We start from the raw sequence: 20,716 nt of genomic DNA, 5'->3' as shown, positions 1-20,716 counted from the left end.
TGACGCCAACCTCTTCGAAGTCAGGGGTGACCCAGTTTTCCATGTTCCAGGCCCTCCTTTCCACGCCTATTATATCCGATGCCGCGCTGAGCGACACTCCTTACCGACGCAGGCGAGACCAATCTGGTACAATACGCGCCGTTGCGGTTCCGTCCCCCCGCGCGATTGTGATTGAAGGAGGCTGCGCCGTGACACCGGCCAAAGCCCGGGTCCTGCTGATCATGCTTGTTGCCGTACTGGCGGTCTCGTGTGGCGAGGCTCTACTTGCCAAAGGCATGAAGCAGACCGCAGGCGCGTCCGGCGCTGCCGCCATACGCGCCGCCGCTGCCAATCCGCGCGTAATATGCGGCGTGTGCCTCATGGCGGTCTACTTCGCGCTGTATATGCTGGCGCTGCGCTGGGCCGATCTTAGCTTTGTACTGCCCATCACCGCGCTTTCGTACCTGCTTGGCGCCATTCTGGCCAGGCTCTACCTGCACGAACACGTGACTGCCGTCCGCTGGATCGGCGCGATTGTGATTACCATCGGCGTAATCATCGTCGGGCTCGGCGACGCGGGTCCGCACGCTGCTCCCTGATGCATGTGGTGCACCAGGCCGTGGTGTGGCTGCTCACGTTGTGTCTGGCTGCGTTTGCCGGTTACCAGTTGGCCCTCGTTGCGGCTGCGCGCGATTGGCTCCGGTCCAGGTTGGCTTCTGCGCCGGAAAACAAGCTGCCCGGCATAACGATCCTGAAGCCCGTGGCCGGTGCGGACCCGCACCTTGCCGACAATATCCGCTCGTTTTGTCGGCAGCGCTATCCCGTCGACAGATTTCAGCTTCTGATCCGATCCTCCAGTGTTGATGATCCGGCGCTGGAGATCGCGCGCGAGGTTGGGCGCGAGTTTCCCGAGCACAATGTGCAGGTGCTGGACGCCAGGTTGCCGCAGCCCGATGGTCTCAACCGCAAGGTGTGCAACCTTGTGGCGATGCTACCCAACGCCAGCCACCCATTTATTCTCCTCTCCGACAGTGACATGCGTGTCGGCCCCGATTACCTCCGTGCGATCACGGCGCCATTCGTGGTCAATGGGGGCAAAGGGGCGAAGATCGGCATGGTCACCGCTCCGTATCGCGGCACCCATCCGGAGTCTCTCGCAGCCGTCTTCGAAGCGCTCGCCATTGGCGCCGACTTTCTTCCCGGCGCGTTCGTCAGTCGCAGGATGGAGGGCGTGAAGTTTGCCTTTGGTTCAACCATCGTGCTGCCCGCTGCCCTGCTTCAGGAGTGCGGCGGACTCGAGCCACTGCGCAATGAACTGGCTGACGACTATCTGCTGGCCCAGGCGGTTTTGTCGTCCGGGCATGCCGTGGTGCTCAGTACGGAGATGGTGGATGACGTACTTGGCGCACCCGGCTGGCGAGAATCGCTGGGGCGGCGGTTGCGCTGGATGCGAACCGTGAGGGCTTGTCGGCCGGCCGGCCACCTCGGCTCAGTTGTGACGCATGGATGGGTTGTGGCCCTTACGCTTCTGGCCGTCACCGGCGCCAGTCCATTCGGCTTGTGGGCCGTGGCTTTCACGCTGGCGCTGCGCCTGAGCGCAGCCGAACTTGTAGGGCGCTGCACGCAGGATCTCTGCGTACGCCGCTTCAAGTGGTGGCTCCCTGTCGCCGACGTGGTCACGTTCGCAATCTTCGTGGCATCGGTAGCTGGCCGGACGATCACCTGGCGCGGTGTCCGGCTTCGTATCGGCCGTGGCGGCCGGCTGATCCGGACCGGCAACCCGTAACGGACTCTCTGCCATACATGGCGCTGGCGCCATTGGGACTCTGCAGTTGGCGACGGTCGACCGCAACCGGCAAGTCTGCGCTGTGGTACCAATGAGACCCGTGCAGCATATGCCGGGAGCCACGTTAATCCGAGTGTGCTCCAATGCGGTCTTCGTCGCCAATACTGCCGCGTGCTCTCCACCGCGGCCCGGAACGTACCGCAGCTACTTCGCGTTACGCTCACGGCGCCAGGCTCCCGCAAACCGGTTGAAACCCTGCTCTGCACGCGGCAGCATCCGTTCTACGCTGCCGGCAAGGGCTTTGTATACGCGGGCGAGTTGGCGCTCGGCACTTCCATTGTCACCCGCGCCGGGCCAAAGCTGGTTGTCAGCCGTGTTGACGTTTTGCACCGCCATGGCGGGTATACCGTCTACAACCTCATCGTCGATGGCGTCCACGACTATTCGGTCGGGCAAGTCGGTGGCGGGGTTGAGGTTCATCACGGGCCATGCGGGCGAAGCGAGGCGGCAAGTTCCCGCAGTACCGGCCCAACCCGGAGGGCGAGGGCGCAGCGTACGCCTTGTTGAGATGGGGCGAAGAGGGCCGAGGCAACCAGAGCGCCGCCGAGTACGACCTGGAGGGCTATGTGACGCGGCAGATGGACTTCTACAGTCGGAGCGGTCGAACTGACCACACGTTTCCGCATTACCACGAGATGGTGTGGGCACCCAACGCGCGGAATGATCGCGGTGGCTCGCCGAAGGAGATCCTAGGGAAGGAGTCACCGGAACCATGAGCCGTAGGGAGTGCTTTACAGGCAAGTTGTACACCATGCACATGCGGGCTTCGGTCGACCATGACTTTTCGCTCATTGATATCCTGCGGCTGCTCACGCCGATCGGGTGGGACCTCGTCGTCGAGCGCGACTGGTGGGTCCACGGTCTCTCGGTGCGCCTTTTTGGCCAGAGCATTTCATCCGGGCGGGCCGGGGATGGCGGCATGCGTGCAATGTTTCCGGAACTTGGGCACGGCGACGAGAGCGCAGCTGTCGTGACCGGCGAGCGCCTGCTGGAGAGGTCTGCGCTTGTAGCGCAATGGGTAACCGGCCGCGTGCACCGAGTATCCCGCAGCAAGGAGAAGGCGCTTCCAACTCAGGTGCTGCGCCTTGGCGAGGGCTGCATAACTGAGCCGCCACCCACGGATTTCGCGGCCTGGCTGACGCCGGCCGGGCCATGGTCAATTGCCTGCTTGAACGAGAGCGAATTCGACGCAGTGTACGATGTGTTCGCGTCCGCGACCCGAAGGGCATTCTAGCCGTTGAGTCTATCGATGCGGAGGCTCGCTGTGCCTCGGTCCGGAGCCTGAATTCCATGTGTCACCAACGCCTCATCGTTGTTGTGGTTCACCTGCGGTGCGCTTTCAACCGGAGCACGTGCCACCACGATCTTGTTGAGGTGCTGCGGGCGCTCGCAGCAATGGAGCCGGCTGCCGTAGCTGGGCGGGAGTGGTGTGTCTCAAACGTTGGTGTACGGTCCTTTGTTGGCCCGCAACCGGCGGCATACGGGTCCGCAGCAATTAACACACTGTTTCCAGAGCTCGCCGGCGAGGGAGCCCGGGTCGTCACGGTGCCGGGCAGCCGCCTGCTGGAGCGCGCATCCATCGTTCAGCGATTCGAGGAAGTCCAGTGCGCGCGGCGGGCTGGCCCCGGCGAAGCTGGTGTCCCGACAGATGTCAGCGCGGGCTGGTCTTTTCCCGATACCATTCTGCCATTCCCGGCAGATATGCTCGTTCGCTGCTGCGCAGATGAGCCGTTCGAGGTGGTAACACGGGACCGCAGGGCATTATCTGCGCTGCACGAAGCGTTCGACATAGTTCGGATCGCCGAGTTCTGACGTGCCAGGCGGTCGCAGGCGCCAGCATGGGCGGCGACGGACCGGGGAGCGCTGTGTGGCAAGTGGCGAAGCAGGGGTTGAGGGATGCCGCGCTTTCGCGGTAACGATATATGACCGCGTTTGCGGGCGGCTGCGGCCATGTTGGGACTTGATCGACGTCTTGCGCGCGCTGGCCACCGCAGGTCCGAGCGCTGTGGCGCTTAGCGAATGGTTTCTGTCGGATGTCGAGTTCCACACGTATCTTCCCGGTGCTCGCCAGAGCGGAGCCGATGCCGAAGCAGTCGGGATCATGTTTCCTGAGCTGGCGGCGCAGGAAAGCCGCGCAGCGCGCGTATCCGGCGTTCGGCTGCTGGAGAGGGCGGCGATCGTGCACCAATGTGAATGCGTCCACGCAGCGCGGCGAAGTTGCCGTCGAGCGGTCGCGCTGCCAGTCGAGATCGCCCATTGCCGGACGCCGGGCGCTACGCCGCCCCCGTTTCCCGTCGATCTTGTTATCCGCAATTCCGACTTTGGGCCGTATCAGGTGATCGCAGCCGAGTTGGCCGCCGTGGACTGCTTGCGCCAGTCGTTTGACACAATTCGGGTGGTGGAACTATGATCCGCGGCTCACCCGCGCCGGGCCAAAGCGGGTTGTCAGCCGACTTGACGTTTACCACCGCCCCGGCGGGTATACCGTCTGCAACCTCATCGTCGATAAGGCCCGTGGTTATGGCCGAGAAATCATCGCCGCTCGGTGCCGCTGTATGTACGCCGCATTGAGCGCGCCGACCACGGCCCAAGAGCGCTGCGCGATTCCGCGCTAGAGCCAACCTGCCGCACGTCGTAGGCAGCACGCCGGCATTGCGATAGCGCCTCGCGAAAGTCAGCAAACCGTCCGGGCCGTCGGTCCGGTTCGATTAACACGCAACGGTTCTAGTCCGGTCAGGTTTTGGACGAGGCGCCTCGGGTAATTGACTTCGCAGAACCGCGTGTGCCAAAATGGCCCGTTCACACAATTCGTCTGGCGAGATGGCACTGACCTTGAAAACGAAGGCAGTGCTTTGTTTTCTGTATGGTGACGCGTGCGCGGCTCGATCCCAGCAAACGTGGCGCTGTGAGGAGGCGGTAGATGACTGGCGACGGTGTTGTGGTCATAACTCCGCAGGCTTACCGCCGATTGGAGGAGCGGCTGGAGTTTCTGCGCAGTGTTGAGCGCAAGGAGATTGCCACGCGAATCCACGAATCTTTGCTGTCCGACGATGTCTCCGAAAACACCGAGTACGCGACCGCCAAAACGGAGCAGGCTCTCGTTGAGAGTGAGATCATGGAGATCCGGCGCCTGCTGCAGCTGGCGCAGGTGCTCAACGATGACGACATTCCGGTGGACGTCGCAGGTATCGGCTCGGTGATCACCGTTACCAATCTGGACGATGGCGACAACTGGACGTTTACGCTGGTTGGCTCTGTTGAGGCCAATCCCGACGAGGACCTGATCTCGGATGAGTCGCCGATTGGCCTCTCTATGGTCGGGCACAAGCCGGGTGACGAGATTGTAGCCAACGTACCGGCGGGCGTGGTCCGCTACCGGATCGATTCCATTAGAAAGTAAGGTAAGGGCGCCGCCGATCTGCATGCGCCGACCCGGACCAGCGCCCAACCGGCTATGTCTGAAGAGACCGAAACGTATGTGGCGCGCCTCGCCAAACTAAAGGAGCTGAACGCGAAAGGGCGCGATCCTTTTGCGATCGAGCGCTTTGATCGCAGCCACAAGGCAGCCGAGGTTGCGTGCGAAGTGGCATTCAGCAGCCTCGACGGCACCCACGTAACCGTGGCCGGGCGTGTTGTCGCTCGCCGCAAAATGGGTAAGGCCTCATTCTGTAACATTGAGGATCAATCCGGCCGAATTCAGCTCTACGTGCGCGGCGACGAATTGGGGGATGCCGCCTACCAGCTGTTCCTCGACATGGATCTGGGTGACATCGTAGGGGCCGTCGGATCGGTTTTCCGGACCAACTCCGGCGAGATATCGATCCGAGCGTCCGAAATCACGCTTTTGGCCAAGGCGCTGCGGTCGCCACCGACGGGAAAGGTTGACGATCAGGGCCTGGTCCATGGCGCACTGGCCGATGTGGAAGACCGGTATCGCCGGCGCTACCTCGATTTTCTGGCGAATCCGGCAGCTCGCGATCTGGTTCGCCGGCGCAGTGTCGCCATTTCAACCATCCGGCGCTGGCTGGATGACCACCAGTTTATTGAAATTGAAACGCCGGTTCTTCAGAACGTGGCGGGTGGGGCATTGGCGCGGCCGTTTGTCACACACCACAACGCGCTGGACCTCGACCTGAAGCTGCGCATCTCGCTGGAGCTCTACCTGAAGCGTCTCATAATTGGCGGCTTCGAGCGCGTGTACGAAATTGGCAGGGTGTTTCGGAACGAGGGCGTCTCACCACGGCATTCGCCGGAATTCAGTCTGATGGAGCTCTATCAGGCCTACGCAAACCTGGAAGAGATCATGGAGCTGGTGGAGGAGATGTACATTGCCGTGGCCACGGCGGTAAACGGCTCACCCATGATCGCGTGCGCCGATGGCGCGATCGACCTGGCGCAGCGACCGTGGCGGCGGCTGGCCATGAACGATGGCATCGCCGAGTTTGCCGGAATACGGCCGGAGGAGTTGGCAAGCCTGGAGCAGGCGAAAGCTGCGTGCCGTCGCGTCGGCGCGCCACTGGACCTGGCGGCTGAAACGACGCTCGGCGGACTTATTGAAAAGCTGCACGAGGTCTATACGCAGCCACACCTGCTGCAGCCAACGTTCATCGTCGATTTCCCCGTGGAAACCTCGCCGCTTGCCAAACGCAGCGCCAGGAATCCGGCGGTGGCGCGCCGGTTTGAGCTCTATATCGCCTCGCAGGAACTCGGCAACGCCTTCAGTGAACTGAACGACCCTGTGGATCAGCGTCAGCGTTTCGAGGAGCAGGTGCGGCAGAATGAGGCCGGTAATGCGGAAGCGCATCCCATGGATACCGACTTCCTAGAGGCGATGGAGTATGGAATGCCGCCCACCGGGGGGCTGGGAATCGGTATTGACCGGCTGGTTATGGTGCTGACGAATACAGCCTCAATCCGTGATGTGATACCGTTTCCTCTGCTTCGTCCGCGATAGATGGAAGCTGCCGCGGAAAGGCTATGTCATGAAAATAGCAGGCGAGGCGACGATGCTGCGCGTCTATGTGGGCCAGGATGATCACTGGCACGGACGGTCGCTTCATCAAGCGATCCTTGAGCGAGCCCGTCAGGAAGGGTTGGCGGGGGCAACGGTCTCGATTGGCATTGCCGGCTTCGGGGCTAACAGCCGTATCCACACGGCATCCATTCTGCGGCTTTCAGAGGACCTGCCGGTCGTGATTGAGCTGGTGGACAGCGACGAGAAGATCAGCGCGTTCGTGCCGGTGCTGGACGAGATGGTCACCGAAGGGCTGATCACGCGGCAGCCGTGCTCGGTTGTGAAGTACACCCACAGCCGTGCGGGCAGCGTCTGACCTCACCGGGCCAACAGGAGACCATGAGCCAAACCACTGGGATTGTCGACGCACCGGGCCACTTCGGTCGCTTTGGCGGCAGGTATGTGCCGGAGACCTTGATCCCTGCGCTCGACGAGTTGGAGGCAGAATACGCGCGCGCCTGCGCCGACGAGGCGTTCACAGCCCGCGTCGACCTCGCCCTGCGCGATTTTGTTGGGCGTCCTACGCCGCTGTACCTGGCTGAACGCATTTCGGAAAGCACCGGACTGCGCGTCTACCTCAAGCGCGAGGACCTGTGCCATACCGGTGCGCACAAGATCAACAACACAGTCGGGCAGATCCACCTGGCGCTGCGGATGGGCAAGCCGCGCATCATAGCGGAAACCGGCGCCGGACAGCATGGTGTGGCCACGGCTACCGTCTGCGCTCGCTACGGGCTGGAGTGCTGCGTCTATATGGGCGAGGAAGATATCCGCCGCCAGGCGCTCAATGTTGCCCGCATGCGGCTTCTCGGCGCCGAGGTGGTCAAGGTTTCCAGTGGCACGCGAACGCTCAAAGATGCCACCAACGAAGCCATTCGTGACTGGGTAACCAACGTACGGACTACACACTACATAATCGGCAGCGTCGTCGGGCCGCATCCGTACCCCGCCATCGTGCGCGACTTTCAGAGCGTGATCGGACGGGAGGCCAGGAGTCAGATACTGGAGCGCGATGGCACTCTTCCGGCCGCCGTGGTCGCCTGCGTTGGAGGTGGATCCAACGCGATGGGCATCTTCTCGGCCTTCGTGGCCGATCGTAATGTCCGCCTCTTCGGCGTCGAAGCTGCCGGCGAAGGAGTGGATACGCCGCATCACTGCGCCACTCTGGGTCGTGGATTGCCGGGCGTGCTTCACGGATCGCTAAGCTACCTGCTGCAGGATGCCGACGGCCAGGTGACGGAAACGCACTCAATCTCCGCCGGGTTGGACTATCCCGGTGTTGGGCCGCAGCACGCGTTCCTCAAGGAGAGCGGCCGGGTAGATTACGGCTCGTGCACCGACAAGGATGCGCTGCAGGCATTGCAAACGCTTGCCCGGCTGGAGGGCATCATCCCCGCCCTGGAATCGGCGCACGCACTCGCATATCTCCACGAATTGGGCGACCGGCTGCCGGCCGGAGCCACGGTTATCGTGAACCTCTCGGGCCGTGGTGACAAGGATATGGAGACCGTAGTCCGGGAACTTCAGCTTGTGTGATGCGGAGGCGAAAGAGGCGGAAACCGCGTCCGGCAGGCGACACAAACGCGATTGGGCGCTGTTCTACGGCCTGAACGTCGCCTTTGCCTTTGGTTTCGCGGTCTATGCCGGCGTGTTTCTGAACTTCATGCGCGATGTTCTCCACGCGGGCCCGCAGCAGCTTGGCAACCTGGAGTCGCTGCGGGAAATCCCCGGGCTTCTTGCGGCCGTAATGGCGGGCACGCTGGTGGCGCTCGCGGAAACGCGCATTGCCTCGCTCGGGCTGTTCGTAATGGCCATTGGAATCGGATTCTCGGGCTCCGTGCCCTCGTATGACAAGCTCATCCTCGTCACGGTATTCTGGTCGGTGGGCTTTCACCTCTGGTCCTCGGTGGCGCCGGCAATTACGCTCGCGCTGGCAAAGGGCCTGCAGGGTGGCTATCACCTCGGGCGCATTTCGGGTATCTCCAATCTGGCGACGCTGGGCGCGCTCGGCGCATCGTTCAGCCTGTCGCGCCTTCTGCCCCACCATGATTATCTGCCGTACTTTGTCATCGGCGGCGTTTCCATTGGCGTCGCTTCGCTCCTTTGTTCGCGTCTTTCCACCGATGCGCACGGCGCGCCGCGATCGCGCCTGGTCCTTCGCAAAAAGTACGGTCTCTACTACCTGTTGATATTTCTGGAGGGGTGTCGCCGCCAGATATTTGGCATATTCGCCACATTCGCGCTTATCATGGTGTACAAGCAGCCCCTGGCGGCCATGCTGGTAGTTCAGTTTGCCAACAGCCTGCTCATTGCGTTCACGGCGCCGCTCATCGGCCGGCTTACCGATCGAATTGGCGAGCGTCGCCCGCTGACGTTCTACTCCATCGCCCTGATCATCGTGTTCTTCGGGTACACGCACTTCCAGGTGGTCGGGGCGCTTTACGCGCTCTACCTTGTGGATAACATCCTCTTCGGTTTCGGCGTGGGATACACAACCTATCTCCACCGTATCGCGGAGCCATCGGAATTGACGCCATGTCTGGCAATGGGCACCACAATGAACCACATCGCAGCGGTGACGGTGCCTGCCGGCGGGGCGTGGTTGTGGGCCCACTACGGTAACTACAAGCTGCCGTTCTACGTAGGAATTACTATCGCATTTGTAGCGCTAGTTGCTACACAGTTTCTGCCGGCCCGAGCCAATTCCGTCAAGGCTTAGCGGGCAGTCGGGGCCAGCGCTCGTACCAGCCACGGTCCCAAACGGTTTGCGGCCCCCGCCATCGTTGTTCAATGGCGGGGGCCGCATGCGGTTTGAAAGCGCGGAGTGGGCCGGGTCAGTCCATAAGCTCCTGGCGTACCATGTAGCGGAATATCGCCGCGCGTTCGTCGTCGGGCACGGCCCGTGCTTCCGACGAGATGCGGAGCTTAAACCTGGTGCACCACTGAATGAACTGTTCGTCGGTAAACAGAAAAATCCATTCAGGAACGCGTACCGTACCATTTGGAAGGCGCTCAACGACAACCTGAGCCATCAGTCTCTTCCCTTCGCCTCGCGGTTTGGTCCAAACGCCCCTCTGAGAATCGCGGCGCACCGCAAAACACCAAAGGGCCACACACAGCAAGCGCGCACCAGGCGGATGCCCGGCGCGCGCTTGCTGCACAACCTCAGTCGAGATGGACAGGTACCAGCATCGTGGCCCACTGGCCGGTATCGCTGAATCTGCCCCGTACCACCAGCCTTACCGTCGAGCCGGGACTCAACTGCCGGGTAATCGCGGGCACGCTGGAAGCGCCGGAAACGGCCCGACCGTTGATGGAGGTTATCACCTCACCAGCCTGGATGCCTGCGAGTTCCGCGGGGCTGCCGGACGTCACCGACACCACCACCGCGCCCGACTGTATGTCGGCAGGCAGCTTGAACTGCTGGCGGATCGAAGGATCGCTGGCACTGCCCACCTGCACGCCAAGAGCGGCTGGTCGGGTCGATGGATTCGTGGGCGCCAACGGCGTCGTGGTGTTCGACGCCTGCACCGGCGCCTTGCCGACAACCGCGTTCAGATGAACGGGATTGTGGTTCCGTACCACCACCACGCTGACGTCCGTGCCCGGCGTGGTGCGGGCGACCAGGTTCCTTAACTCCAGTTCCGAATTGACCGGAGTGCCGTTGAACTGGGTGACCACATCCTGTACCTGCACTCCGGCGCGCGCGGCCGGCGTACCATCTTCCACGGAGGTTACCAGCGCACCCGCCTGTACGCCGTACAGCGACTTGTCCGAAGGCGTCAGCGCCACCGGCGTCAGCCCAAGAAAACCACGCTGGACGACGCCATGATCAATCAGTTGATCCATAACGTACCGCGCCGTGTTGACCGGTATTGCGAATCCGATACCGACGTTCCCGCCGGATGGAGACTCGATCGCCACATTGATCCCGATAACCCGGCCGAACACATCAACCAGCGCTCCGCCGGAGTTGCCGGGGTTGATGCTGGCGTCGGTCTGAAGCAGGCTGGGGTAGTAGCGCGCCGACTGATTGTCGCCGATGGTCGCATCGCGATGGACCGACGAAATGACGCCGACCGTCATCGTATCGCTGAGGCCAAACGGGTTACCGAAGGCTATTGCCCACTGGCCGATCTTTACGCCCTTGGAATCGCCGAGCGTTGCAGCCGGCAGATTGTCTGCATTGATCTTTACCAGGGCAAGGTCGCTTTGAAAGTCGCGATACACCTTGCCAGGAAAGACGCGGCCGTCCTGAAGCTGTACCGAAACGCTGCTGGCGTTTGCCACTACATGATCGTTGGTCAGGATGTAGCCATCAGGGCGAACGATAACGCCCGAGCCGCTGGCCGTTTCGGTTTGCGGATAGGGGCTTTGGCTGAACGGAAACGCCTGGCCGGGCGCGTTGCCGAAGGGATTCGGCCCGTTGCCAAACGGGTTCTGCCCATTGCCGGGGTTCCCAAAGAAGAACTGAAATGGGTTCTGTCCCTGGCCCTGCCACGCTCCGGGCACGATGCGGCTTCGCTGCCCGCCGCCGCCAAGCACGTGAATGCTCTTGATCAAAACGATAGATGGCCGAAGGCGCTCGGCTACTTGCTCAAAGTTCTGCTGGATACCCAGGACCTGCTGCGACGGAATCACCGGCGGATCGTTCAACGCAGCGGCCGTGGGGCTGGCCCTCAGGGCCATAACCGCAACGGCGCCAAGCGCGATAAGCACCGGCGGCGCAATGAAACGTGCTACTCGCGTGTACTTCTGTGCTACTGACATTCTCTTTTAATCTCCTCGGTCAGGGTTAAACGGCTCCGCAGTAACCGCGCCCGGCGCACGCCTTACGCCGGCGGACGGAGCTGCGATGTGAAGCCCTTACGGATTGTAGTACGCAACAGGCCCGTCGCCGTGTTTCCTTCCGAGCGTAAAGCGCAAACAGTCCTAACCATGCGGCGCCTTGAATCGATCTCCCGTTTTGTGCGTACCACCGGCATGCGCCTTCGGCAATGGCTGAATCTTCAGCAGTTGAATAACAAATGTCAGAGTGGCATTTGGGGGAATCGGTCCGCCCGGGGTACCCTCAGCTCCATATCCCAGCGATGGTGGAACGATGAGCTTGCGCTTGCCACCAACGCGCATGCCGGCCACACCGATGTCCCAACCCTTGATGACCTGGTGCTGGCCCAGGCCGAAGGTGAATGGCGTTCCGTGGTCGTAAGAACTGTCGAACTTGGTGCCGTTCGCCAGCGTACCGATATACTGAACTACAACCACGTGTGGCGCGCTGGCCATCGCGCCTTTTCCCACCACCAGGTCAACGTACTTCAGTCCGTTCTTCAGAGTCACCATTTTTGGGCCGTGCGACTTAGCGCCTTTGTGATGCGCCAAATGCTTGTGCTTCGCCTGCTTGCCCGGCCCGGCAGCAGCCACACCGGCAAGCAATGCCAGCCCAAGTACCACGGCTAATGTGCCGATCCGATGTCTCATTGTGTGGTCCTCCTGAAGTCCGATACGTGGAGCACGATAATGCAACGCCAACCCGTGGCCAACCGCTCACTAATTGACGTTTTTGAGCGCGGAATGTTACAATGGAGTGCGCGTTGGCGCCAGCCTCTGTGGCTCAGCGGTAGAGCAGCCGCCTTGTAAGCGGCAGGTCGTCGGTTCGATTCCGACCGGAGGCTTTCTTGCTCTGTGTGCCCCGTCGCTATCGTCCGCGCAGCCCGTTGTCGCCGGATCCGTCCGGCCGAACGCCGTCCCAGGCCAGCCAAACCGGCGGAAACTCCGGCACGTGCAGCCACAGTTCGCCGGGGTTGCATTCCGGATCGAACGCTAATGATATGGCTACCGCCAGCGCGCCCGTTTTGCCGTCGGGAAAGCGTTCGATCACCAGCGCGTCTCCGGTCAGCAGCAGCTTGCCACCAGGCGAATCGGTAACAATGCCCTTCGGAGCGATCCGATGCGATGTATCGTCACACGCCAGGTTTATTTCGCCGGCCAGCACCCGATAACCTGCCGAAGCATCTCTTGGGCCCGCTGCCGATATCGTGAACGCCACCTCCAACAGTTCGGGCGCCGCCTCACCACCGATTGAGGGCTGCCAGCCGGGGACTTCGGTGTGCGTTGCGCTCACAACGCGTAACTCCAGTCCAAGCTCGGTATTCGGTACGCGATCACCAATCTGATAGAGCGTAGCGTTACCGCCATGCAAATGGCGATCGGTCCATGCCAGGCAGCGGCGCAGTTCGTCCAAACGATGGTTGGGCTCGCCCAGTCCATGGCCCTCACGCGGGTAGTGAACAAACTGCGTCGCTATGCCGCGCTCGCGCAGAGCACGGTACAGCTCTCTGGAATTGCTGATCGAGGTTACATCATCCTCGTCGCCGTGGATAATCAGCGTGGGAGTCTGCATCCGATCGACGTAAGTTCCGGGCGAGAGCCGGCGGTAGATTTCCGGGTCCTCCCACCACGCTGCGCCCAGGTAGTCGTAATCCCAGCGGAAATAGGTCGAGTTGCTGAAATCCGTCATCAAGTGAAACACACCGAACAGCGAGACGGCAGCTCGAAAGCGGTCGGTGTGTCCGATTATCCAGTTGGTCAGGTACCCACCGTACGAGCCGCCCATCACCGCCATTCGGTTGGCGTCCACCACACCGCGCTCCAGCACGTGCGACACGCCGGCCATAATATCGGCATAGTCGCCGCCGCCAAGGTCGCGCTGGTTGGCCACGCAAAACGCAGCGCCGTATCCTTCCGAACCGCGGTAATTTGGACGCAGCACAATATAGCCGTGTGCCGCCCACACCGCGTGCATCAGGTAATCGCGCATGGAGAGCGCAGACCGTCCTTTCGGACCGCCATGCAGCTGAAGTACCAACGGATAGCGCTGCGCGGGCGCCATGTCGTTGGGCCAGGTCACCACGCCTTCAACCGGCGTGCCGTCGGCGCTGTGCCAATGGAGCAGCTCCATCTGTGGCGGCGCATAGGTCTCGGAGAATCGCCGGTTGAGACTGGTAAGGCAAAGTCGGCTCCCGTCCGGGCATACAAGATAGAGCTCGTCGAGTGCAGTCGCCGAATGCGCCACGAACGCAACCACATTGCTGCCGGGATCAACGCAAAACCCTTCGATTTCGCACAGGTCACCCTCAGTGAGTGCATGGAGGTCCGGATCCAATCGGAAGAGGCCGGTTGAGGCGCCTGTCGCCGCCACCACGACCACGCTGGCATCCAGAAGCGACCACTCGTATGCCAGAACGTCACAATCAAAGCCCGCAGGTGTCATGAGGCGGCAAGGCCGCAGATCCTCGCCGCCCTCCACACTCGGCGCCCTCACCACAAACAGCGACTCCCGCGAGAAACTTACGTTGGCATCCAACGGCCCGGTAAACGCAATGTTTCGGCCGTCCGGCGACCATCGCGGGTGGTATTTTGCTCCGTTACGCTCCAACAGGCGCCGGTGCTCCCCGCTTTCGGCTTCCCACACCCAGACATCGATAAGGTGATAGTCGTTGCCATCGCCGGTATAGTTTGTGGTGTAGCAGATGCGCGTGCCGTCGGGCGAAACGTCGATCTCTTCGATACCAAAGTCGCCCGTAAAAAGGCGATCGCACCGCTTGTCGTCAACGCTTACCCGCCAAACCTCGCGCCGAAGGCGGTCTTCATGTTCAACCACCGCGTCGATGCGCCGTTGGCGCTCGTCGTGCCGCCGCACTGCGTCAACGGCCGGCGGCCTCGGCTGCGCCGCCACGAACAACAGGCTGGAGCAATCCGGATGCCATACAAAGTCTAAAACGCCTTCAGGAGCCGATGTGATCTTAACGGCCTCACCGCCATCGGTGGGCAATACCCATATCTGGTCGTGTGGATCCTCCACCTCTTCGTCGTGTTCCGGCTCATGTTCGGTCGGGTCCAACCGTGTAGAGATGAACGCCAGATACCGGCCATCGGGCGACCACCTCGGATTGCGTTCACCCTCCCGCGAGAAGGTAAGCTGTCGCGTTGAATCCGGTGGGTCGGGCAGCTCCTCGTCCGGCGTTGGTGGTGGCTCCTCGTCGTCGACGCCATCCTCCAGCCACTCCGTAATCCAGATGTGGCTCAGCCACGAACTCTGGTTGAAGTCCGGTTCCGACACCACGAATGCAATACGGTGGCCATCGGGATGGAATTGAGGATCCGATAGACGCGGCGCTTCCAGCAGAGCACGGGGCGTAATTCGCAGCCGGTTAGAGTCGCCGCCTTCGGTTGGCGCAGGAACGCCCTCGTCTTGTTGAGTACTCATCTCGTTTGGAACAGAACCGCCGGCGGGCGCGTGCGCCAAATAGCCTCGCGACAGCCGTCAATCAGAGCGGCGGTAAACCTGTTGAGTATACACTCACGCCGCGTACCGCGCCATATCCATCTGCATTCGATTCTGAACGTCGCGCAGCGCCTGCAGCGGCGTCACTGCGTGATACAGAGTGCGCTGGAAGGCGTTGATCAGCGTGTTGCGGTAGAGGATCGAGATCGGCAGCGGCGGAGTCTCACAGGTGTTCTGTGCGTTACTGGCTATATGCGAAAGGATATACGCGGTCGTCCGGCGGCTTGGCGAGCCTGTGGCCAGCTGTGGTGAGTTGATTAGCGCGCGAATCGTCGGAAGATTGTCCATCTGCATCGAGTAGGTCAGCTGCTGAGCCGGCCGCTGCAGCCACGCCATAAAGGTCCATGCCAGCTCCGGCTGTCGTGAGCCAACAGGGATCATCATGATATCTCCATCGCAGAATCCCAGGTTTTTCAGGTCGGGTCGGCTGCCGGGATACGGGATTTCGCCGACGCCGTACTGGAAACGTGGTGCGTACCGCTCCAGAGCAATAGCCGCCCACTCACCGTCAATCCGCGAAGCCGCTGTGCCTGCTGCGAGCGGGTTCTCGGAGCTGTTGTCGCTGCCGAAGCTGGCGGTACAGCGCGAAACCTGCTCGATGCCTCCCTGCGCGTCGCAAATCTGGAGAAGCCACGTGAGCGCCAGCACGTTCGCGTCGGAGTCGGCCGTGATACGGCGCGTTGAGACGTTGTAACTGCGACCGCCAAACATCGCGAATACCAGGTCGGGGTCGTCCGGTAACGTAAACCCCAGTGCGCGCACGTTGCCGCTGCCATCTCGCTGTGTCAGCGTCCCGGCCACCTGAAGCAACTCCTCGGTGGTGGTCGGCGGCCGGGTCGGATTGATGCCCGCTGCATGAAACCGCTCCGGGTTCCAGTAAAAGGCGCGGGAATCCCGGGTAGTTGGCATAGCGTACAGCACACCGTTGTAGCGCTGTTGCTGGATGGCGCCGGGCAGGAACTGTTCATCCTGAAAGCGCTCTGCCTCGTAGTACGCGTCGAGGGGCAGCACCGCATGGTTTGCCGCCAGCGGTCCAAGGGGCGGCTCGTTGTACAGGTACGCCAGATCCGGCGCCGCACCGGCGACAATCGCGCGATCCAGCTTCTCCTCATTGACGCCACTGCTGTTTTGGATTGTGATGCCCGGGTGTTCGCGCTCAAAGCGGCGGCAGATCCGCATAAACGCCCGCTCTTCCAGTCCAACAGGCGCCGACCAAAGGTCGAGCACGCCGCGTCTGCGTGCACCGGAGCAGCCGGCCAGGCCGAGCGAGGCCCCCAGCAGCAGCGCGCGCCGGCGGGTGATGCGTGGACCGCTCACGCGTGGCCATCCTGGGCCGTACAGGAATCGTGGCGGCGCGTCGGCAAACTATCGGTAAACCGGCCGGAGGTACCGATGGCAGAACTGGACGCGGGTGTGCGCCCGGCGGGGGTGGGAGTAATCGGATGCGGAAACATCAGCGATATCTATTTTCAGGCTGGCCGAACGTTTTCCATGCTCAACATCCGCGCCTGCGCCGATCTGATCCACGAACGGGCTGTTGCAAAGGCGGAAAAGCACAACATTCCGCGGGCGTGCAGCAATGCTGAACTGCTCGCCGACCCGGAAATCGAAATCGTAATCAACATTACCACGCCGGACGCTCACCACGAGGTGTGCCTTGCGACACTTGAGGCAGGTAAGAATTCTCACGTGGAGAAGCCGCTAAGCCTCACTCGCGAACAGGGCAAGGAGTTGCTGGCAATCGCGCGGCAGCGTGGATTGCGACTCGGCGGTGCGCCCGACACGTTCCTCGGCGGCGGGCTGCAAACGTGCCGGAAGCTGATTGATGACGGTTGGATCGGTAGGCCGATTGCCGCCACAGCCTTTCTTTTGTGTCACGGGCACGAGAGCTGGCATCCGGATCCGGCGTTTTACTACGAGGTGGGCGGCGGTCCGATGTTCGACATGGGGCCGTATTACCTCACCGCGCTCATTACGCTGCTGGGACCCATACGGCAGGTGAGCGGCGCGACGCGAATCACCTTTCCACAGCGAATCATCACCAGCCAGCCACACTATGGTGAGCGTATCCAGGTTGAGGTTCCAACGCACGTGGCGGGCATCCTGGAGTTTTCTTCCGGCGCCGTTGCAACGCTGGTAACCAGCTTCGACGTATGGTCGAGCACCACTCCGTGTATTGAGATCTACGGCACGGAAGGAACCTTGCTGGTGCCCGACCCGAATACGTTTGGCGGGCCAGTTCGCGTGCGGCGAATGAACAGCGCCGAGTGGTCGGATATTCCACTGACGCATGGTTTCGCCGAGAACAGCCGCGGCGTGGCCGTGGCCGACATGGCCTCGGCGCTGCGTTCCGGCCGGCCCCACCGCGCATCGGGCGACTTGGCCTACCACGTTCTGGAAGCCATGCATGGCTTCCACGATGCCGCGTCGTCCGGCCAGCGATACTCTATGGAGTCAACGTGCGAACGGCCCGAGCCGCTGGCTATGGGCCTGCCGCCGGATCGGGTCGATGCCTGACGTGCGGCCCTCGCGCTACTTCGGTGGCCTTGCCGGCGCCGCGAGTGCGGGCTGCGAACCAAACTGCACCTTGGGCTGCTTGCTGCTGCCGTAGTAGATCGCGAAGTTTGGGGTGGTGGAAATGTAGATAGCGCTGCCCGTCCAATACCACTCCAGGTGCGCCAAGGGCGCAAGCAGGTTCAGCGCCTGCTCCAGCGTGCGAGACGGAATGCTGCCCACAAACCGAAACCGCTCGCCGGTCGGTACCGTTTTATCCAGCACCAGGCCAACGCCTGCCTGGTCGGTTAGGCTACGCAGTACATCGGTCATCGGCATCGGATGGGCGGCGGGAACCTGAATGGAGACCTCACGATTGGGCAGTCCTCCTGCAAACCGGTTGATCGGCAGTTCCGCCACCTTCTGGACCACCTTTGCCTGTGCCAGGCCATTTATCGGCGCGGTCGACGCACCACCGAACCCTCCCAGGGGCGCCGGACTGTTACGCAGCCCGCGGCTCGCAGCTCCGCCCGGGGCCATGATGCGAGGTGCGGCCAGGGAGAGCTGGAGCGCAGTCAACTGAGATTGGCGATCCGCCGATATGCGAGCCATCGATACGGCAAATGCGTGCACCGCGCTTTCGTCCACCAGGATGGTGATCCGCCTCGCGGTGCCGGTACCTGTCTCCTGATACTTGAGCATTGCGGCCGAACAGATGGCGTTAAGTACGGTAAGCAAGGGCTGCTTCACCAACCGCAGCGTGACATCGCCGCCGACGTGCGGACCCAATACAAACTGTTGGTGCGCCAGACCGAACAACTGACTAATTACAGTAGCTATAACGGCATGTTCGGCATGGACCGAGTACAGCGAGCCCGAGCTCGATATCTCGAGCACGCTCGGCGCGCGTTGCGTCGTTGGCGTACCGGAGGTGTTGTCCACAGCCGCTACAGCCGCGCCAGGCATCACGATAAGCGCTGCCGCCAGCGCACTGAGCATGCGGTATCTGTTTTCAAGAGTCATAGCGAGTTCCTGCTACTGGGCGCCGGAGACGGGAGCATCCGCCTGTAATACCAGCAACTGCGATGAACCGGATCCCCCGCTGAGGCGCGCGGTGCTGGTAAAGCCTCGCACATCGTCGGTGATGGTAATCCGCACATCATCGGGTTGGGCGGCTTGCGCATCGGCCAGCTGCACTACCGGCAGCTTTGCCGCGATTTTTGGTGATGGCGCCGGCTTGTGCCACCAACCATGATGAAATGGGACCGTTGACCGTGTTTTCGACATCGCGATCATCGTGACGGCCGGGCGAAGCGTTGGCATCCGACGTCGCGCAAGTTGTTGACGGCGCGGTCGGGCGTGAGCCGCCAGGGTATGCAAACCGATCAGTGGTGTGCTTGTTGGCGTTGGTGCGATGGCTGCCTGGGCGATCCGGTTGGGCCCAGTTGTCGGCATCGGCGCCACCGGCCCACGACGCGCTGACGGCACGAGAACGATCGCCAGCGCGCAAGCGCCCAGTGCGAACGCTACCGGCAGCAACCTGCTGACGTGTGGCTGGCGGTGCGCCGCTGGAGCAGCCGCGATGGCGAAGTCGGGCACGGCCCGGAGCGCTGCGCCATACCGGGTGAGCGCCTGGTCGGCCTGGGTGATCTCGTTTTGAAACGCGCGGCAGGCCGCGCACTGCGCGGTATGGGCGTGCATCGCGGCGGCTCGAGCTGCCGGCAACTGCCCGTCCATTTGGGCTTCCAGAGCCCGGCGCGTTCGCCGGCATACAAACGGGAGCGGCCAACTGACAGCGCGCATCTACAACTCCTCCGCCGGCGATGGGCATCCGTTGTGCAGCTGCGACCACGCTGTCCGGAAGGCTTTGCGTGCGCGGTGAAGCCGAACCTTGACTGCCGTTTCGCTGCACGCCAGCAGCGGGACCATCTCTTCAATCGTGAGGTCCTCCAGGTATTTCAGCGCCAGCACGGAACGGTGCTGCGGCTTACACAGCGCCAACGCCGCTCGAACCTGCGCGGCTTCATCAGCCTCTGCAACCGCATCCTCGGGTCGCATCTCCGCTGTGGACGTACTCCGCTCGGAAAGTAACTCCGGACTGCTCAGTCGCGACCGACGGCTTGCGGCCCGCGCGGCATCCAACGCCCGGTTGACCGCAATGCGATACAGCCAGGTGGCAAACTGCGAGTCGTGCCGGAAACGGCGAATCCCGCGGAAGGCCTGTATGAATACCTCCTGCGTGATATCGCGAGCCTCTTCGATATTCGGCAGCACGCCCAATACAACACGATAGACGAACGCGCGGTACCGATCGACGAGCAGGTCGAATGCCGCTCCGTCACCTGCAAGGTACCGCTGGACAAGTGCGGCATCATCACTGCCCGCTGCGTTGGCGCCTGGTGTCGAGGCTGTATTCCACCTTGCCGCCATAACGCTCAAGGCTGCTCCACTGGTCGGCTTCACCGCCGGTTTCTCCCGCACCGCGGCGCGTCAGGCGCTCCCGGTCAAACCATTAGACGCGCCGGCTTGCATTCCGGTTACCGGCTGGTTAACTAGCGCCGCCCGCGTTTGGGCACAGGCGTGATCAGTGGCCCACGCGTGATTTGGCGTATCAACTGGTTGGGTGGCACGGATGCGATCCTCCTCCGCACCTGCCTCCCGGCGGGCAATGGCGGAGGGCTGTTCAGTCAAGGATAGCCGCGGCCAAGCTGCTCCAGGACAGCGCGAAACTGCTCCTTCAAGGCCTCACCCTGCTGGCGCAGCTCATGGCATTCATTCTGGGTGCGTTCCAGCTTGGCGAGCAGGTCGAGAATCACCTCCACTCCGGCCAGGTTCACACCCATGTCCTGAGTCAACCGCCGGATTTGGCGAAGCCGTTCCACATCGGCTTCCGAGTAGAGCCGGTTCTTGCTGCGGCGCATGGGCGCCACAAGGCCCAGCCTTTCGTATAGTCGGATGGTTTGCGCGTGCATCTGCGTCAGCTCGGCAACAACGCCGATCATGTACACGCCGTCGGTTCTTTCATCCATCGGCATTGCGC

The 20,716-nt window shown here is 62.2% G+C and carries 22 protein-coding genes and 1 tRNA gene; 14 read left to right on the top strand and 9 right to left on the bottom strand.

Going from position 1 to position 20,716, the window contains the following annotated elements; all coding sequences use genetic code 11:
- Positions 1 to 188 precede the first annotated feature (188 nt).
- The 12 genes from KGJ62_07720 to KGJ62_07665 all read left to right on the top strand — a co-directional run bounded on the left by KGJ62_07720 (position 189) and on the right by KGJ62_07665 (position 9,558).
- Positions 189 to 578 (top strand): EamA family transporter, encoded by a 390-nt coding sequence (locus tag KGJ62_07720; GenBank protein MDE2126461.1) that lies wholly within the window; start codon positions 189 to 191, stop codon positions 576 to 578.
- Entirely contained in the window at positions 578 to 1,765 is a 1,188-nt protein-coding gene (locus tag KGJ62_07715) for a glycosyltransferase (protein MDE2126460.1), read from the top strand. The genes KGJ62_07720 and KGJ62_07715 overlap by 1 nt, the downstream gene beginning before the upstream one ends.
- Positions 1,766 to 1,936: 171 nt before the next feature.
- Positions 1,937 to 2,332 (top strand): hypothetical protein, encoded by a 396-nt coding sequence (locus KGJ62_07710; protein ID MDE2126459.1) that lies wholly within the window; start codon positions 1,937 to 1,939, stop codon positions 2,330 to 2,332.
- On the top strand, positions 2,254 to 2,541 hold the full coding sequence (locus KGJ62_07705; protein MDE2126458.1) for a hypothetical protein: 288 nt from the start codon (positions 2,254 to 2,256) through the stop codon (positions 2,539 to 2,541). Before KGJ62_07710 ends, KGJ62_07705 begins: the two co-directional genes overlap by 79 nt.
- Entirely contained in the window at positions 2,538 to 3,059 is a 522-nt protein-coding gene (locus KGJ62_07700; GenBank protein ID MDE2126457.1) for a hypothetical protein, read from the top strand. Before KGJ62_07705 ends, KGJ62_07700 begins: the two co-directional genes overlap by 4 nt.
- Positions 3,060 to 3,115: 56 nt before the next feature.
- Complete coding sequence (locus KGJ62_07695; protein ID MDE2126456.1) at positions 3,116 to 3,637, top strand: hypothetical protein; 522 nt, start codon at positions 3,116 to 3,118, stop codon at positions 3,635 to 3,637.
- Between the two features lie 55 nt (positions 3,638 to 3,692).
- Positions 3,693 to 4,235 (top strand): hypothetical protein, encoded by a 543-nt coding sequence (locus KGJ62_07690; GenBank protein MDE2126455.1) that lies wholly within the window; start codon positions 3,693 to 3,695, stop codon positions 4,233 to 4,235.
- Between the two features lie 510 nt (positions 4,236 to 4,745).
- Complete coding sequence (locus KGJ62_07685) at positions 4,746 to 5,225, top strand: transcription elongation factor GreA (protein ID MDE2126454.1); 480 nt, start codon at positions 4,746 to 4,748, stop codon at positions 5,223 to 5,225.
- Between the two features lie 54 nt (positions 5,226 to 5,279).
- Positions 5,280 to 6,779, top strand: coding sequence for a lysine--tRNA ligase (gene lysS / locus KGJ62_07680; protein ID MDE2126453.1), 1,500 nt, complete (start codon positions 5,280 to 5,282; stop codon positions 6,777 to 6,779).
- Between the two features lie 28 nt (positions 6,780 to 6,807).
- Positions 6,808 to 7,155: a DUF190 domain-containing protein gene (locus KGJ62_07675; protein MDE2126452.1), complete on the top strand. Its 348-nt coding sequence runs from the start codon at positions 6,808 to 6,810 to the stop codon at positions 7,153 to 7,155.
- Between the two features lie 23 nt (positions 7,156 to 7,178).
- Positions 7,179 to 8,375 carry a tryptophan synthase subunit beta gene (gene trpB / locus KGJ62_07670; protein ID MDE2126451.1) on the top strand — a complete coding sequence of 399 codons (1,197 nt, stop codon included), beginning with the start codon at positions 7,179 to 7,181 and terminating at the stop codon, positions 8,373 to 8,375.
- The gene (locus KGJ62_07665; GenBank protein MDE2126450.1) at positions 8,368 to 9,558 is read left to right on the top strand and encodes an MFS transporter; all 1,191 of its coding nucleotides are present in this window, start codon (positions 8,368 to 8,370) and stop codon (positions 9,556 to 9,558) included. Before trpB ends, KGJ62_07665 begins: the two co-directional genes overlap by 8 nt.
- Before the next feature lie 115 nt (positions 9,559 to 9,673).
- Here the strand turns inward: KGJ62_07665 and KGJ62_07660 are convergent, their stop codons facing one another.
- The 3 genes from KGJ62_07660 to KGJ62_07650 all read right to left on the bottom strand — a co-directional run bounded on the left by KGJ62_07660 (position 9,674) and on the right by KGJ62_07650 (position 12,317).
- Positions 9,674 to 9,871: a hypothetical protein gene (locus tag KGJ62_07660; GenBank protein ID MDE2126449.1), complete on the bottom strand. Its 198-nt coding sequence runs from the start codon at positions 9,869 to 9,871 to the stop codon at positions 9,674 to 9,676.
- Positions 9,872 to 10,004: 133 nt separating this feature from the next.
- Complete coding sequence (locus KGJ62_07655; GenBank protein MDE2126448.1) at positions 10,005 to 11,609, bottom strand: trypsin-like peptidase domain-containing protein; 1,605 nt, start codon at positions 11,607 to 11,609, stop codon at positions 10,005 to 10,007.
- Between the two features lie 162 nt (positions 11,610 to 11,771).
- A complete protein-coding gene (locus KGJ62_07650; GenBank protein ID MDE2126447.1) occupies positions 11,772 to 12,317 on the bottom strand; it encodes an FKBP-type peptidyl-prolyl cis-trans isomerase in 546 nt (181 codons plus the stop codon).
- Positions 12,318 to 12,439: 122 nt separating this feature from the next.
- Between KGJ62_07650 and KGJ62_07645 the strand changes: the two genes are divergently transcribed.
- A tRNA-Thr gene (locus KGJ62_07645) sits at positions 12,440 to 12,511 on the top strand.
- Between the two features lie 23 nt (positions 12,512 to 12,534).
- Here the strand turns inward: KGJ62_07645 and KGJ62_07640 are convergent.
- Together KGJ62_07640 and KGJ62_07635 are read right to left on the bottom strand one after the other, a co-directional pair.
- Positions 12,535 to 15,105 carry a S9 family peptidase gene (locus KGJ62_07640; protein MDE2126446.1) on the bottom strand — a complete coding sequence of 857 codons (2,571 nt, stop codon included), beginning with the start codon at positions 15,103 to 15,105 and terminating at the stop codon, positions 12,535 to 12,537.
- Positions 15,106 to 15,198: 93 nt separating this feature from the next.
- The gene (locus KGJ62_07635; protein MDE2126445.1) at positions 15,199 to 16,500 is read right to left on the bottom strand and encodes an extracellular solute-binding protein; all 1,302 of its coding nucleotides are present in this window, start codon (positions 16,498 to 16,500) and stop codon (positions 15,199 to 15,201) included.
- A 75-nt stretch (positions 16,501 to 16,575) separates the two neighbouring features.
- Between KGJ62_07635 and KGJ62_07630 the strand changes: the two genes are divergently transcribed.
- On the top strand, positions 16,576 to 17,700 hold the full coding sequence (locus KGJ62_07630; protein MDE2126444.1) for a Gfo/Idh/MocA family oxidoreductase: 1,125 nt from the start codon (positions 16,576 to 16,578) through the stop codon (positions 17,698 to 17,700).
- Between the two features lie 15 nt (positions 17,701 to 17,715).
- On the opposite strand, the gene KGJ62_07625 is transcribed toward KGJ62_07630, so the two are convergent.
- The 4 genes from KGJ62_07625 to KGJ62_07610 all read right to left on the bottom strand — a co-directional run bounded on the left by KGJ62_07625 (position 17,716) and on the right by KGJ62_07610 (position 20,705).
- A complete protein-coding gene (locus KGJ62_07625) occupies positions 17,716 to 18,699 on the bottom strand; it encodes a hypothetical protein (protein ID MDE2126443.1) in 984 nt (327 codons plus the stop codon).
- Positions 18,700 to 18,711: 12 nt separating this feature from the next.
- Positions 18,712 to 19,479, bottom strand: a complete 768-nt coding sequence (locus KGJ62_07620) for a zf-HC2 domain-containing protein (protein MDE2126442.1) — start codon at positions 19,477 to 19,479, stop codon at positions 18,712 to 18,714.
- On the bottom strand, positions 19,480 to 20,139 hold the full coding sequence (locus tag KGJ62_07615) for a sigma-70 family RNA polymerase sigma factor (GenBank protein MDE2126441.1): 660 nt from the start codon (positions 20,137 to 20,139) through the stop codon (positions 19,480 to 19,482).
- A gap of 224 nt (positions 20,140 to 20,363) precedes the next feature.
- Positions 20,364 to 20,705 carry a MerR family transcriptional regulator gene (locus KGJ62_07610; GenBank protein ID MDE2126440.1) on the bottom strand — a complete coding sequence of 114 codons (342 nt, stop codon included), beginning with the start codon at positions 20,703 to 20,705 and terminating at the stop codon, positions 20,364 to 20,366.
- Between the last annotated feature and the right edge of the window lie 11 nt (positions 20,706 to 20,716).

The sequence above is a fragment of the Armatimonadota bacterium genome, from assembly GCA_028871815.1.
Lineage (GTDB): Bacteria > Armatimonadota > Chthonomonadetes > Chthonomonadales > Chthonomonadaceae > REEB205.
This window is presented reverse-complemented; position numbering and strand designations above follow the sequence as displayed.

Coding starts and splice junctions, on each gene's coding strand:
- KGJ62_07630 (MDE2126444.1), top strand. CDS start 16,576: ATGGCAGAACTGGACGCGGGTGTGCGCCCGGCGGGGGTGGGAGTAATC.
- KGJ62_07620 (MDE2126442.1), bottom strand. CDS start 19,479: ATGCGCGCTGTCAGTTGGCCGCTCCCGTTTGTATGCCGGCGAACGCGC.
- trpB (MDE2126451.1), top strand. CDS start 7,179: ATGAGCCAAACCACTGGGATTGTCGACGCACCGGGCCACTTCGGTCGC.
- KGJ62_07640 (MDE2126446.1), bottom strand. CDS start 15,105: ATGAGTACTCAACAAGACGAGGGCGTTCCTGCGCCAACCGAAGGCGGC.
- KGJ62_07610 (MDE2126440.1), bottom strand. CDS start 20,705: ATGGATGAAAGAACCGACGGCGTGTACATGATCGGCGTTGTTGCCGAG.
- KGJ62_07660 (MDE2126449.1), bottom strand. CDS start 9,871: ATGGCTCAGGTTGTCGTTGAGCGCCTTCCAAATGGTACGGTACGCGTT.
- KGJ62_07705 (MDE2126458.1), top strand. CDS start 2,254: ATGCGGGCGAAGCGAGGCGGCAAGTTCCCGCAGTACCGGCCCAACCCG.
- KGJ62_07650 (MDE2126447.1), bottom strand. CDS start 12,317: ATGAGACATCGGATCGGCACATTAGCCGTGGTACTTGGGCTGGCATTG.
- KGJ62_07700 (MDE2126457.1), top strand. CDS start 2,538: ATGAGCCGTAGGGAGTGCTTTACAGGCAAGTTGTACACCATGCACATG.
- KGJ62_07675 (MDE2126452.1), top strand. CDS start 6,808: ATGAAAATAGCAGGCGAGGCGACGATGCTGCGCGTCTATGTGGGCCAG.
- KGJ62_07655 (MDE2126448.1), bottom strand. CDS start 11,609: ATGTCAGTAGCACAGAAGTACACGCGAGTAGCACGTTTCATTGCGCCG.
- KGJ62_07625 (MDE2126443.1), bottom strand. CDS start 18,699: ATGACTCTTGAAAACAGATACCGCATGCTCAGTGCGCTGGCGGCAGCG.
- lysS (MDE2126453.1), top strand. CDS start 5,280: ATGTCTGAAGAGACCGAAACGTATGTGGCGCGCCTCGCCAAACTAAAG.
- KGJ62_07715 (MDE2126460.1), top strand. CDS start 578: ATGCATGTGGTGCACCAGGCCGTGGTGTGGCTGCTCACGTTGTGTCTG.
- KGJ62_07695 (MDE2126456.1), top strand. CDS start 3,116: ATGTGTCACCAACGCCTCATCGTTGTTGTGGTTCACCTGCGGTGCGCT.
- KGJ62_07685 (MDE2126454.1), top strand. CDS start 4,746: ATGACTGGCGACGGTGTTGTGGTCATAACTCCGCAGGCTTACCGCCGA.